The sequence below is a fragment of the Aurantiacibacter flavus genome (assembly GCF_039710615.1).
Taxonomy (GTDB): domain Bacteria; phylum Pseudomonadota; class Alphaproteobacteria; order Sphingomonadales; family Sphingomonadaceae; genus Alteraurantiacibacter; species Alteraurantiacibacter flavus.
The window spans coordinates 229,721-243,624 of sequence record NZ_JBDLBR010000002.1; the positions used below are offsets into that span (position 1 = coordinate 229,721).

A 13,904-nucleotide genomic window follows, 5' to 3' on the forward strand; every position below is an offset into this window, starting at 1 on the left:
GTGGCAAGGGAACTGGGGCTCAATTACGCCGGGACGCTTCGCCGTGCGAGAGAGCTCGGATATACGCACTTCGGTTTCCCGCTCGGCGCGCAATCGCCGCGCCATGATGCGCCGCGCGATCCGGTAGAGGTTGCCGAACTTTGTAGGCATGCCGGGCTGGCCGTGGGCACCGTCCGCCTCGCCTACGCGCCGGATTATGGGCGGCAGATGCAGCTTGCGCGAAGTCTTGGCGCGCGCATCGTCGCACAGTCCGCGGCTGACGTGTTCTTCACCGGACCGACACCCGGTGAGACGACGCGCGCCGCATTCGAAGACTGGATGCTGCGCCTGGAATCGATGGCACAAGCAGCACGGGACGAGGGCGTTCGCCTCGTCTATCACAGTCACGACTGGGATCACGTGCCGCTGGACGGCAAGACGCCCCTGGAACTGATTGCGGAGGATTTCGCACCTGGAGAAGTCGACTTTGAAATCGATATCGGATGGGCGGCCGTTGCCGGTGTCGATCCGCTTGCATTGGTACGAGACCTTGGACCGCGGGTGCTGTCGCTTCACCTGAAGGATGTGGATCGAAGTTGCCTCGCAAACCATTGCAGGCGCTTTGTCGCTCCTGGCGAGGGTGACCTCAGCTACTCCGAACTCATGCCTCAGATTCGCGAGCTATCTCATGCCATAGGCTATGTCGAAGTAGACGATCCCGTCGACGGCTTGCGATCGGCCGCCCGCGCGGCGCAAACCCTTCGCTCGTCTCTTGCCACGCGATAGTGGGTCTGCTGTGCGCAGCAGCGGCCTTATCGATTATTACGCGCCAGTATAAGGCGCAGCGGAATCCAGCGGCGGAATGGCTCCTGCGCGCATGATCGTCCAGGCCGCCAGGGTATTGCCTCTGCGTGCAGCCTCGTGAGGATCGGCACCGCTGAGCCGGGCCGAAAGGTAGCCAGCATTAAAGGCATCGCCTGCGCCGCTGGTGTCTACAGGGCTAAGGATTGCATCGGGAGCTAGCAGTTCGCCATCGGGCAGTCTGCACCCCCTTGCTCCCAGCTTGACCACGACCTCCGTGCATCCGAGACCAACCCAATGCGCGGCGACCTTTTGCTCGTCGGTAGGGCCGCAGATCAGCGCTTCATCGTCCAGGGTGGGCAGGCCATGTGTCGCAACGGTGATGGCCTTGTCTCGCCAATTCGCAGCAGTCTGCGAATTGGCCCAGAGACTAGGTCGATAATTAGCATCGAAGACAACATTGGATCCGTTCTGTCGCATCCGCCTGGCAAGTGAGATGAGCGCTTCCTTCCCGGCATCAGGCAGAATGGCGAGCGAGATCAGCGAGAAGGCCAGCGTTGCGGACGCTTCGATCTGCTCAACCAAATCTGCAGTGCCGGGTAGGGCGAACACCTGACGCGCGGCGCTGTCGCTTCTCCAGTAGGTGAAGCTGCGTTCTCCCGCATCATCAACTGAAATTGCATAAAGACCGGGCTGGCGCGCAGAGTCGGTAAGGATGGCAGAGCAGTCGAGGCCTTCTTTCCGCCATGCGCACCGAAGACGCTCGCTGAAATTGTCCCCGCCCAGCGCGGTGGCGAACGCCACGTCATGGCCGGACCGTGCCATGTGAATAGCCGTGTTCAGCGTATCCCCGCCGTAGCCAAGCCGGTATTCATCGCCGTCGGCCTGGCGCAGTTCAACCATGCCTTCGCCGACGAAAGTGACGCGGCCCGTTGCCACCTTACCAGTTCCACATGCTGCCGTCTTCCAGCCGGGCGACCGGAAGGTAGGCAGGCTTGTAGGGATACTTCGCGGCCAGCTCCTCGTCTATGTCCACACCGTGGCCGGGCTTTTCGCCGCAGTACAGATGTCCGTCAGCGAAGCTGTAGTCGTGCGGGAAGACCTCGTCCGTCTCCTCGGTATGGCGCATGTATTCCTGAATACCGAAATTGGGCACCCAGGTGTCGAAGTGCAGCGCACAGCCCATCGTGATAGGCGAGAGGTCGGTCGCCCCGTGGCAGCCGGTGCGAACCTGGTACATGCTGGCAAGATCGGCGATGCGACGCAGATGCGTGAGGCCGCCAGCGCCGACCACCGTGGTGCGGATATAGTCGATCAGCTGGTTCTGGATGAGATCCTTGCAGTCCCAGATCGTATTGAAAATTTCGCCAACCGCGAGCGGGGTGGTGGTGTGCTGGCGCACCAGCTTGAACGCTTCCTGGTTTTCCGCCGGGGTGCAGTCCTCAAACCAGAACAGCTGGAACGGTTCGAGCATCTTGCCGAGATTTGCGGCTTCCTGCGGCGTGTAGCGGTGATGCCCGTCATGCAGCAGGTGATGGTCGTAGCCAAATGTGTCGCGCAATTTCTCGAACAGCTTTGGCGTGTGGTTAAGCGCCTTACGCGTGTCCCATCCGGTGACCGAAGGCAACTGCGCATCGGCCGGCTCGTAATGCAGGGTGCCGCGGCCTACGCCATAGGCGTCCTTGATGCCCGGCACCCCCGTCTGGGCGCGGATCGCCTTGTAGCCCATATCGATATACTTGCCGACGGCATCCACCGTAGCCTCGATGTCGGCACCGTTAGCGTGGCCGTAGACCATCACTCGGTCGCGGCTGCGGCCGCCCAGAAGCTGATAGAGGGGCATGCCGGCCATCTTGGCCTTGATGTCCCACAAGGCCATGTCCACTGCCGCGATGGCGCGCATCGTCACCGGGCCCCGGCGCCAGTAGGCACCGCGATAGAGATATTGCCAGATATCCTCGATGCGTTGCGGGTCGAGGCCGATTAGGCACGGGATTACATGGTCCTCGAGATAGGACACTACGGCAAGCTCGCGGCCGTTCATGGTCGCATCGCCGATGCCGTAGACGCCCTGGTCGGTCTCGATCTTGAGCGTGACGAAATTTCGTCCCGGACAAGTGACAATGACTTTTGCAGCGACAATTTTCATGCAAGACCCCGGAAGTTCGCGACAGACTGTAGGCAATCCTTGACGCTGCTGATTTGGTCTGTCAAGTTTCCAAAATCGGTAAGTCCAAAAGGTAGAGCTCAATATGAAGGCGCAAGCGAGTCCCCGTCTCTACAAGGAAGTGGCTGCGAAGCTGCTGCAGGAAATCCAGTCGGGCAATTATGCTGTAGGCGCCCGCCTTCCTGCGGAGAGGGACTTGGCCGTCGCGTATGATGTTAGTCGCCCGGTAATTCGGGAGGCCATTATCGCGCTCGAAGTGCAGGGCCTTGTCGACGTGCGCGTCGGCTCGGGCGTTTATGTGCACTCCGTCAGCGGTCAGAAAACGATCCCTGCCGGCGATGTTTCGGCAATCGAGCTTACCGAAGCGCGGCTCCTTGTCGAAAGTGAAGTGGCTGCGCTTGCCGCTTCACAAATTACCGGCGACGAACTGGCCGAACTGGAGGCGCTTGTTCGCCAGATCGAACAGGAGAATAAAACGCCGGGTGGAAAAGAAGAAGCCGATGCGGACTTCCACCTCGCCATTGCCAAGGCCACGAAGAACAGCGCTCTTGTCGAGTCCGTTGAGCGTTTGTGGGAGTTGCGCAATACGTCGCGCGAAGCGGTGTTGCTTCACGAAAAGGCGCGCCACGCGAATATCAAGCCAGTCGTGGACGAGCATACGGCTATCCTGAACGCGTTGCGGGAGAACGACCCCGCCGCGGCGCGCGCAGCGATGCGCGCCCACCTGCTCAAGGTTCTCGACAGCCTCCTCTTCGCGACCGAGCAGCGCGCCGTGGACGAAGCCCGCCGCAACGTGCAGGCCAAACGCGAACGCTATTCTCAGCTAACGGCCTGAATAATGTCGAGAGAGATTACCTGAATCATGCATGAGCTCAGTCTCCACCCTGACCGGCTATTGCCGGCGCACGATGCAACTCGCGCCATCGCCCGTGAACTGTACAAAAGCGTGCAGGGCTTGCCGATCATCAGCCCGCACGGACATACCGATCCCTCCTGGTTCGCCGACAACGCAAACTTCGGCAATGCGACTGATCTCCTGCTCGTCCCCGATCATTACCTGCTGCGCATGCTCTATTCGCAGGGCATCCCGATCGAGGCGCTCGGTGTGGCCGACGCATCGGGTGCGCCTCGTGCCGACCCACGCGAGGCATGGCGATTGTTCGCCAACAACTATCACCTGTTTCGCGGAACCCCGTCGCGTATCTGGCTGGACTGGGTGTTCAGTGAGGTGTTCGATCTCGACACATTGTTGTCCGGCGAGACGGCGGACAGCTATTTCGACACGATTACCGATGCCCTCCAGCGCGACGACTTCCGGCCACGCGCCCTGTTCGATCGTTTCGGGATCGAGGTGATCGCTACGACTGAAAACCCTCTCGACACCCTTGAAAGTCACGCGAAGATAAGGGCGAGCGGGTGGAGCGGGCGGGTGATCACCGCCTACCGCCCGGACCCGGTGATCGATCCTGAATTCGAGGGTTTCCGCAAGAATCTCGATGCTCTGAGCGATCTCACGAATACAGACTGCACATCCTGGGATGGTTACCTTGCCGCGCACCGAAAGCGCCGGGAATTCTTCCGTGAGATGGGTGCGACGTCCACCGATCACGGCCACCCCACACCGGCAACGGCAGATCTGTCGAAAGCACAATGTGAGGACCTGTTCCGCAAAGTCCAGGCAGACAAGGTCGATCCGGCAGATGCCGAACTGTTCCGCGCCCAGATGCTGACGGAAATGGCGACGATGAGCCTGGATGACGGGCTGGTCATGCAGATCCATCCCGGGTCTTTCCGCAATCACAATCCGGCTCTGTTCGATCGCTTTGGCAGGGACAAGGGAGCAGATATCCCGGTGCGCACCGAATATGTGCGAGCCTTGCAACCGCTGCTGGCAAAGCATGGCAACGATCCACGCCTGTCGGTGATTGTCTTCACGCTGGACGAATCCACCTATGCACGGGAACTCGCGCCGCTTGCCGGGCATTATCCCGCGCTGAAGCTGGGGCCTGCCTGGTGGTTCCATGACAGCCCCGAAGGAATGCGCCGCTATCGCCGAATGGTCACCGAGACCGCGGGCTTTTACAACACCGTTGGTTTCAACGATGATACGCGGGCGTTCCTCTCGATCCCGGCCCGGCATGATCTGGCAAGGCGGATCGACTGCGGCTTCCTTGCGGAGCTGGTGGTCGAACATCGGCTGGAAGAATGGGAGGCTGCCGAGCTGGCGAAGGACCTCGCGTACAATTTCGCCAAGACGGCCTACAAGCTGTGAGGCTCTCTGCAGAGAATGCCGGCCAGTTGCCCGGCGACGTTTCGCGTCCGGGCTACGACCGGGCCCAGCCCGTCGGTATCGTGCATTTCGGCATCGGGGCGTTTCATCGTGCACACCAGGCTGCCTTTACCGATGCCTGTATGGAGGCTGGCGAACCGGGGTGGATGATTGCCGGGGTATCAATGCGCTCGGCTGCCGTCGCGGAACAACTCAATCCGCAGGACGGGCTCTATACACTGACTGTGCGGTCCGCAGGTGAGAGCCGCACGCGCCTCGTCGGTTCGGTTGCGCAAGTTCTCGTCGCTGGATCCGACCGCGAGGAAATCGTCGCATGCCTTGCGTCCCCCGATTGCCATGTCGCGAGCTTCACCGTTACCGAAAAGGGCTATTGCCGGAAGCCGGACGGATCGCTCGATCTGGCAAAAGCGAAGGATGGGTTCTACCCGATCCTGAGCGACGCGCTGGTCATGCGGCGTGATGCAGGCCTGCCAGGCCTTTCGCTTCTCAGCTGCGACAACCTCTCGGGCAACGGCAAGCAACTCCGGCGTCTGATGCTGGAGTGGATCGATTCCGATGCGGCCGATCTGTGCGACTGGTTTCTCGGCAACTGCACAACGCCAGACAGTATGGTGGACCGGATCGTGCCTGCATCTTCCGGTGCCGATCTAGACGGTCTTGAGCAGCGCATCGGGATGCGCGACGAAGGTGCGGTGTTCACGGAAGCCTTTACCCAATGGGTAATCGAGGACGATTTCGCGGGGCGGCGGCCGTCGTGGCAGGATCACGGCGTCCAGATCGTTTCGGATGTCGCGCCTTTCGAGACAGCCAAGTTGCGAATGCTGAACGGCGCGCACTCGCTGCTCGCCTATGCCGGGCAGGACCGCGGCCATACTTTCGTCCACGAGGCGATTGCGGACGATCAGCTCCGCCGCCTCGTGCAGCGGCTCATGATCGAGGAAGCAGCGCCTACTATCGCGGCAGGCGATGGGCAGGATCTGGAAGCCTATGCCGAGGACTTGGTCGCGCGTTTCGAGAACCCTGCGCTGAATCACCGGCTGGCACAGATCGCGATGGACGGCAGCCAGAAGATCGGCCAGCGCTGGCTCGAGACGCTCGCGATCCAGCAGCAGCGCGGCAGCTCCTGTGAAGCGATCCTGACTGCGATTGCGCACTGGCTGAACCATATCAGCGGCGATGCGCGCGAGGTCGAGGATCCGCAGGCGGACGCCTTGCGCGAAGTGTGGCAGCGGCCAGGGCTTGATGGCATCGTCCATGCAATATTTGGCACGGGCGGCCCCTTGCAGTCCGACTGGACGCCGAGCCAATCTGACCTCGCATACATCAACGCGCAGTTGCAGAGCCTGCGATGACCATTGTCAGGAGGCATTCTTTGGCGGGTGCGACAACGTGCTTCGCCTGAACCGACGCACGGCTTTGCTGGCTGGAGGGGCTTTCGGCGCGTCCGCTTTGCTTGGCGGGTGCGGGCAGGCCAGTCGTGCCCTCCTGGCCGCGGACAGCCAGCCGGAAAACTATCCGACCGTCGCAGCACTGCGCTTCTTCGCGGCTGAGCTATCCAGACTTACGGGGGGCAGGCTCAATGTCGATGTCTATCCTTCCGAACAGCTGGGCAGCCAGAACGACACGCTGGAACTGGCGCAACTTGGCGGCATCGACTTCGTGCGCATCAATTCTGCGCCGTTGAATGTGCTGGTGCCCGAAACCCTTGTTCCCTCGCTGCCCTTCCTGTTCCGCTCCATCGACCACATGCGCGAAGCTATGGACGGCGAACCGGGGCGCGCGATCCTTGGCGCGCTGGAGGAGCACGGTCTGATCGGCCTGGCATTCTACGAAAGCGGCGCGCGCTCGATCTATACCGCCGACCGGCCTGTTCGCGAACCGCAGGACATGGCCGGCCTGAAGATCAGAGTGCAGACCTCGGACCTGTTCGTTTCCATGATCGAGGCCATGGGCGGCAATGCCACTCCGATGGCCTATGGCGAAGTGTATCAGGGCATGGTCCAAGGCGTTATCGACGGCGCGGAGAACAACTTTCCCTCCTACGAGAGTTCGCGCCATTTCGAAGTGGCTCCGATCTACAGCCTGACCCGGCACGTGATGGCCCCTGAGATTTTCGCCATGTCGAAACGGAGCTGGGACAAGCTTTCACCGGCGGACCGCGAAGCGGTGCTGCAGGCGGCGCGCGCTTCCGTTCCGGTCATGCGCGAGATCTGGGACCGGCGCGTTATCGAATCCCGCGAGATAATCACCTCGGCCGGAGTGCAGTTTATCGAAGACGTCGACCGGAACGCGTTCAGCGAACGGATGCAGCCTGTCTGGGATTTCTATGCCGATACGCCAAGGCTGAACAGGCTGGTGGAAGATATCCGCAACATGGGCGCAACCAATGATTGACCGAGCAATCCGCTGGGTGAGCCATTCGCTACTCCTAGCCTCCGCGCTATCACTGGCACTGATGGTGAGCATTCTCACCTGGCAGGTGTTCTCCCGTTATGTGCTGGATACCAGTCCGGCCTGGGCTGAACAAATGGCGCTCTTGCTGATGATCTGGATGACCTTTCTCGGCACGGCATCGGGCATTGCCGAAGGCTTCCATATCCGCATCGTTGAAGGTGTGACCAGCCTCGCCCAGCCATGGCGAGGGCGCGCCGTGGGTATCGCGAACCTCCTGATCATACTAGCCGGCATCCTGTTCCTCGTGCTCGGAGGCCAGCTTGTCGATGCGACTTGGAACAACGCGGTTCCCACCCTGCCGCTGACGCGCGGGATGGTCTATCTTGTCATTCCGCTTTCCGGCGCACTGATGGCCCTCTTCGCATTAGAAAAGCTGGTTAGAGGTGAGGAGATCACCGGAAGTGCAGGCAGCGCATGACACTGATCCTGCTGCTACTGCTGCTGCTGGCGGTGATGCTCTATCTGGGCGTGCCGGTGGCTGTATCGCTGTTTCTCTCAGCGTCGGCGATCCTGCTCGCGCTTGATATCCCGCTCGTCGTCGCTGCCCAGCGCATGTCGGCAGGGGTCAACGTCTTCACCTTGATGGCGATTCCCTTGTTCATCCTCGCGGGCGAATTGATGACCCAGGCGGGCATAGCCCGTCGTCTGGTGAACCTGTCGGAATCTACGCTCGGTTCAGCGCCGGGCGGGTTGGGGCAGGTCACGATCCTCTCCTCGATGCTGTTCGGGGCAGTCTCGGGCTCGGCGCTTGCCAGCGCATCTGCCATGGGTTCGGCAATCGGGCCTGAAATGCGCAAGCGTGGGTTCGACGCCGATTACACGGTGAACGTCTCTACCACCGCATCTATCACCGGCTTGCTGATCCCCCCGTCGCACAACATGATTATCTATGCCACGGCAGCCGGGACCGGAATTTCCATCGGCGATCTCTTTCTTGGGGGCGTCGTGCCGGGCATCCTGACGGGCCTGGCATTGATGGTGGTGGCGGCTATCGTGGCCATCCGCCGCGGTTATCCGCGCGGGACCTTTCCCGGCCTGCGACCGCTGATCCGCGCAGCGATCACGGCGACACCCGGTATCCTGACTGCCGTCATCATTCTGGTCGGAATTTTGGCCGGGATATTCACCCCCACCGAAAGCGCAGCAATCGCCTGTGCCTACACCTTGCTGATCGGCATCTTGGTCTACCGCGATCTCGATCTCAATGGTCTGCGTGCCGCCTTCATGAACAGCGCGCGAACCACCATCATGGTGATGTTCATCATCGCCACGGCGTCGCTGTTCGGCTGGGTGCTGGCGGTGCTCCAAGCGCCAACGCAGCTTGCCGAGCTGCTCGCGCCGGCAATGGCCAGCCCGTTGCTTACCCTGATCCTGATCGCCGTCATGCTGCTCGTGCTGGGCACTTTCATGGACATGGCCCCGCTGATCCTGATTACCACGCCGATCTTCCTGCCGATCGCCACCGAGGTTGGGATGGACCCGGTACAGTTCGGCGTCATGCTGATGCTGGCTCTGGGTATCGGGCTGCTGACCCCGCCGGTCGGTTCGGTGCTGTTCGTGGGTTGCGCGGCGCAGGGCATACAGATCGGTCAGGCGTTGAAGACCATCTGGCCGTTCTACATTGCTCTTCTGGTCGCGCTCCTGCTCGTGATTTGTGTGCCAGGGCTTTCGCTCTGGCTGCCCGCAGCGGTAGGCTAGGGCAGGGAGTTTGCCGAGGGTCGCGCACGTCAGAGCGTTGCGGCGGCCCTGCCAATCCTCTCACGCAGCCACAGAAGGCCGGGATCTGCTTCCCGCGTGGCATGGAACTGCATCATCTCGCGCATCGGTGGCATCGCAAAAGGCATCTCGAGCACGCGCAGCGGAAGGCGCGTGGCCATCAGCCGCGCCAATCTTTCGTGCATCACGCACAGCAGCTTCGTCTCCGGGACCAGGTGAGGCGCTTGGATGAACGAGGGGGCACGCACCACGATACGCCGCTCGATGCCCTGGCTCCTGAACCATTGCTCCGCGAATGTGAACTGACGGCCGACGCTGACCGCCACGTGGCCGGCGTCTTCGAAAGCCTGTTTCGAAAGAGGGGCATCGGTCGTGGGATTACCGGTCCAGCCCACGGTCACGTGCTGCTCCTCGAAAACCAGCTCGCACGGGTGATCGGGGTGCACGAACGCTTCCGGCGTCAGCAGCAGGTCCAGCTCTCCATTGGCAAGCGCAACTTGCTGAGCCGGGCTCGGTAGTTCGAAGCTGAAGGCAATGCCCGGCGCTTCCGACAGGAGCGTGTTCACCAGTGGTGCAAGCAGCACAGTCGTTACGTAATCGGACGCGGCAACACGGAAATGGCGTTCGGAGCGACCGGGATCGAACCGGCCCTGGCGGGCGATCAGGGCGCGCAGTTCGAAAATTGTCTCCGCGATCTCCGGCTGCAAGGCCAGCGCGAACGGCGTGGGGATCAGCTTTTTGCCGTATTGCGACAGAATGTCGTCCTGAAAGCTCTCCCGCAGACGTTTCAGCGAAGCGCTCATCGCCGACTGCGTGACGTTCAGCCGATTGGCAGCCCGTGTCACGCTCTGCTCCTGCATGAGGACATCGAACGCGACGAGCAAGTTCAGGTCGAAATTGTCGAGCCGCATAAACCATCGATATCAGTGATGGATTTCGATGAAAACAAAAAATTGGACTAAATAACCGCTCGGGTGAGAAACGTGGGCGACGAGGTGCTTCGAAGCAGCCTCACCGGGAGAGAGTCATGCAGAAATTTCTAGTCGCCACATCGGCGATAGCGATAGCGTTAACGAGCCAGATGGCCCTGGCTCAAGACACGCAGGCTGAAAGCGCAGGGGCGGAGCGCTCAGCCGGGCTTAACGTCATCACCGTGACCGCGCAGCGCCGTGAAGAGAGTCTGCAGGATGCGGCAATTCCAATCAACGCTGTAAGCGGCGATGAGCTGCAGCGGACCGGCGTCGTCGACGCGACCCAGCTGAACAAGGTCGCGCCCGCGCTTTACGTGCCCGAGGCGGGCGGCGCCAACGTCGGCTACTTCATCCGCGGCGTCGGCAACTTTGCCAACAACGGCTACACGAACCCGGCGGTCGCCTTCAATCTGGACGGTGTCTATATTGGGCGCCCGTCATCGACCGTGGCCTCGTTTCTCGACGTAAACAGGGTCGAAGTGCTCAAGGGGCCGCAGGGCACGCTCTACGGTCGCAACGCGACCGGCGGTGCGGTCAATGTCATTCCCAACGCGCCGCGCCTCGGTGTGCTGGAAGGTAGCCTGAGTGCGCAATACGGCAATTACGAAGCGATAGAGACGACCGGTGTCGTCAACCTGCCCGTGAGCGACCGGGTGGCCGTAAGGATGGCGACCACCTATTCGGAGCGGGACGGATATTACGACGACGGAACGGGCGAGAAGGAAGACTTCGCCTTGCGCGGACAGATATTCTTCGAAATCTCGCCGGCCGCCGATATCCGCCTGTCGGCCGACTATTCGACGCAGAAAGGCACCGGCCCCGGCGTCGATGTCGATGGCGTCTACACATTCGCCCCATTCACGCCCGATGCCACTGTGCCGAACTGGCAGTTCATCGCTGCCCCGCCTTCGGTGCGCGAGCCGTTCACTGGTCTTTTCTCACCGGAAACGCTTGAATTTATCGAGGACAACGCCACCGCTGCGCCGCTGTACTCGCCGGTGGAGGGGTATGATTACCCTTATCGGGACGATAAATACTGGGGCGTCAACGCCGAGTTCAACCTCGATCTCGGCGGGGTCGACCTGGTCGTCATACCGGCCTATCGTCAGTCGGAGCTCGACAACCAGTTCAACGGCGCGCCGTTCAAGTCTGGTCTCAACAAAGACAAGGCCGAACAGTTCAGCATCGAAGGGCGGCTTTCGGGCGATACCGGTCCGCTCGAATGGCTACTGGGTGCCTACTACTTCGACGAAAGCGTCGAGGGGCTGAATTCCTACAACCAGTTCTCGACCGTTTCCTTCCAGGATTTCGCCAGCACGACCGAATCCGCCGCCGTATTCGCGCGCGCGAGTTATAGCGTCACCGACGATTTCCGCGTCGTCGGCGGAATACGCTACACCGACGAAAGCCGTTCGATCGACGCGCTTTCTATCAGCACGACCGGCGTTTGCCTGAGGGAATCCGCGTTCGGACCGCCCAGTTGCCAGCAAGTGCCCACCATCCCGGTCGGCCTGACCTTGCGCGACAGTCTGGAGCAGCTCGATCCGGCGCTCTTCCCTGCGGGTTCTCCGCTAGACCGCCCCGTGCCCTACGGCGCTTTTCCCTACGGGCCGTTCGGCCCTACGGGTCCGCAGGCGCTGCTCATCAACACGCCGACCGAGATCGAGCGCACTTCGGGCGACGACGAGATCACCTGGCGCGCTGCGCTGGAATATGACGCGACGCCCGATAACCTCATCTACGCCAGCTTCGAAACGGGCTTCCGCGCCGGCGGGTTCAACCTCACTTTCGGGCAGGAAGAGTACGATCCGGAATATATCGATGCCTACACCATCGGATCGAAGAACAGCTTCTTCGACAATCGCCTGCAACTGAACTTCGAGGCGTTCTATTGGGATTATCGCGGACAGCAGCTTGCGGCCCTGGGCGTCGATGATCGCGGCAACAATTCGTTCTACACTCGCAATGTGGGGCAATCCTCGATCAAGGGGGCGGAGGTCGATTTCCAGGCCTTGCTGACGGAAACGACCCTGCTGCGCGGCGGTGTCCAATACCTCGACGCGACGTATGATACATTCGTCTATGATCAGGTAGATCTTTCCGACGATACCGATCCACCCAACTTCCTGACGCCGATCACCGGTTGTGACTACACCCAGAACCTGGGAGCGCAGCGCAGCTTCACCATCGATTGTTCGGGCAGGCCCGCTCTCAATGCGCCCGACTGGACGATCAACCTTGGAGTGCAGCAGACCTTCGAGATGCGCGATTTCGAGGTGATTGCCACGCTCGACGGGCGCTATCGCAGCGAGAGGGTGATCGGCTTCAACTATCTGCCCACGGGCAATGCGGGCGAAGACGTGACGATCGACGCGAGTATCTCGCTGGTGCCATACGACAAGGGCTTCACGGCCAGCGTGTTCGTGCGCAACCTCACCGACGAGGCCATGCGCTCGCTTTACCAGCTTGGTGCCGCCAATGTGGCCTCGCCGAAGTTTGAGCCGCCGCGCACCTTCGGTGTCCGGGTCGGGTACGATTTCTGATGATGAAAGGATTTACGCAACTCCTGGCGGCAACCGCGGCCCTGTCGCTGTCTCTCACTCCGGCGACAGCACAGGATGCGGTGCAGGATGGCGACGGCATCTGGATCACGCTCGGTACGGCGGCAGGACCGGTGACCAGTTCGACCCGCTCCCAGCCCGCGAACCTGCTTCGTTTCGGCGGGCGAGATTATCTCGTCGATGTCGGCGACGGGGCGGCCGGGCAGAGCGGCAAGGCTGGCGTGCAGACCAAGATGATCGACGGGATATTCATCTCCCACCTGCACTTCGACCACACGGCTGGTTTGATGGGGATTTTGGGATTGCGGTTCCAGACCAATGGCAGCGATCCGCTGACGATATACGGCCCGCCCGGAACGCAGCATTTGGTCGACGGCATCCTAACCGCAATGGAACCGGGCGCGACGGCGAATTATGGTGTTGCGGGTGCGGCGCCGGTCGATCACCGCGCTGGTATCCGCGTGGTCGAACTGCGGGACGGGGACAGTATCGAGACAGGCGGCATGACCGTGAACGTCCGGCAGAACACGCATTACAGTTTCCCCGAAGGGAGCGAGCTTGCAGATCGCTTCGAGTCGCTGTCCTATCGCTTCGACCTGCCGGACCGATCCATCGTTTACACCGGCGATACCGGGCCGAGCGATGCGGTGGAGCAGCTGGCAAGCGGCGCCGATCTTCTGGTCGTGGAAATGATGGACATCCCGCTTACGATCGAACGGATGCTGGAGGCCAATCCCGGCATTCCTGCAGCCGTTTCGCGTGCCATGCAATCGCACCTTGCCGATCATCACCTTTCGCCCACGCAGGTGGGCGATCTCGCCGCTCGTGCCGACGTCGGTTCGGTCGTCGTCACGCACTTCTCGGGCTGGGAAAAGAACCAGCCCGCACACATGCGCTATCTCGAGGAAATCGCAGAAACCTATGATGGGGCCTTCCTGATAGCCGATGACATGGATGCATTCTGA

12 protein-coding genes are annotated in these 13,904 nt (G+C 61.4%); 9 read left to right on the forward strand and 3 right to left on the reverse strand.

Annotation, left to right across the window (positions count from 1 at the left end):
- On the forward strand, positions 1-765 hold the full coding sequence (locus tag ABDJ38_RS05805) for a sugar phosphate isomerase/epimerase family protein (protein WP_346784131.1): 765 nt from the start codon (positions 1-3) through the stop codon (positions 763-765).
- Between the two features lie 36 nt (positions 766-801).
- Here the strand turns inward: ABDJ38_RS05805 and ABDJ38_RS05810 are convergent, their stop codons facing one another.
- Together ABDJ38_RS05810 and manD are read right to left on the reverse strand one after the other, a co-directional pair.
- Positions 802-1,683, reverse strand: a complete 882-nt coding sequence (locus ABDJ38_RS05810; protein WP_346784132.1) for a sugar kinase — start codon at positions 1,681-1,683, stop codon at positions 802-804.
- A 37-nt stretch (positions 1,684-1,720) separates the two neighbouring features.
- Positions 1,721-2,929, reverse strand: coding sequence for a D-mannonate dehydratase ManD (manD, locus tag ABDJ38_RS05815; RefSeq protein ID WP_346784133.1), 1,209 nt, complete (start codon positions 2,927-2,929; stop codon positions 1,721-1,723).
- Between the two features lie 103 nt (positions 2,930-3,032).
- Between manD and ABDJ38_RS05820 the strand changes: the two genes are divergently transcribed.
- The 6 genes from ABDJ38_RS05820 to ABDJ38_RS05845 all read left to right on the forward strand — a co-directional run bounded on the left by ABDJ38_RS05820 (position 3,033) and on the right by ABDJ38_RS05845 (position 9,389).
- Positions 3,033-3,782, forward strand: coding sequence for a FadR/GntR family transcriptional regulator (locus tag ABDJ38_RS05820; protein ID WP_346784134.1), 750 nt, complete (start codon positions 3,033-3,035; stop codon positions 3,780-3,782).
- A gap of 27 nt (positions 3,783-3,809) precedes the next feature.
- On the forward strand, positions 3,810-5,219 hold the full coding sequence (uxaC, locus tag ABDJ38_RS05825; RefSeq protein ID WP_346784135.1) for a glucuronate isomerase: 1,410 nt from the start codon (positions 3,810-3,812) through the stop codon (positions 5,217-5,219).
- A complete protein-coding gene (locus ABDJ38_RS05830) occupies positions 5,216-6,589 on the forward strand; it encodes a mannitol dehydrogenase family protein (RefSeq protein ID WP_346784136.1) in 1,374 nt (457 codons plus the stop codon). Before uxaC ends, ABDJ38_RS05830 begins: the two co-directional genes overlap by 4 nt.
- Positions 6,590-6,626: 37 nt before the next feature.
- On the forward strand, positions 6,627-7,631 hold the full coding sequence (locus ABDJ38_RS05835; protein WP_346784137.1) for a TRAP transporter substrate-binding protein: 1,005 nt from the start codon (positions 6,627-6,629) through the stop codon (positions 7,629-7,631).
- Between the two features lie 61 nt (positions 7,632-7,692).
- Positions 7,693-8,109, forward strand: a complete 417-nt coding sequence (locus ABDJ38_RS05840) for a TRAP transporter small permease (RefSeq protein ID WP_346784138.1) — start codon at positions 7,693-7,695, stop codon at positions 8,107-8,109.
- Entirely contained in the window at positions 8,106-9,389 is a 1,284-nt protein-coding gene (locus ABDJ38_RS05845; RefSeq protein ID WP_346784139.1) for a TRAP transporter large permease, read from the forward strand. The genes ABDJ38_RS05840 and ABDJ38_RS05845 overlap by 4 nt, the downstream gene beginning before the upstream one ends.
- A gap of 29 nt (positions 9,390-9,418) precedes the next feature.
- On the opposite strand, the gene ABDJ38_RS05850 is transcribed toward ABDJ38_RS05845, so the two are convergent.
- Positions 9,419-10,318 carry a LysR substrate-binding domain-containing protein gene (locus ABDJ38_RS05850; protein ID WP_346784140.1) on the reverse strand — a complete coding sequence of 300 codons (900 nt, stop codon included), beginning with the start codon at positions 10,316-10,318 and terminating at the stop codon, positions 9,419-9,421.
- Between the two features lie 170 nt (positions 10,319-10,488).
- Here ABDJ38_RS05850 and ABDJ38_RS05855 point away from each other — a divergent pair, with 170 nt between their 5' ends.
- Both ABDJ38_RS05855 and ABDJ38_RS05860 read left to right on the forward strand, forming a co-directional pair.
- The gene (locus ABDJ38_RS05855) at positions 10,489-12,921 is read left to right on the forward strand and encodes a TonB-dependent receptor (RefSeq protein WP_346784141.1); all 2,433 of its coding nucleotides are present in this window, start codon (positions 10,489-10,491) and stop codon (positions 12,919-12,921) included.
- Positions 12,921-13,904 carry an MBL fold metallo-hydrolase gene (locus ABDJ38_RS05860; RefSeq protein WP_346784142.1) on the forward strand — a complete coding sequence of 328 codons (984 nt, stop codon included), beginning with the start codon at positions 12,921-12,923 and terminating at the stop codon, positions 13,902-13,904. Before ABDJ38_RS05855 ends, ABDJ38_RS05860 begins: the two co-directional genes overlap by 1 nt.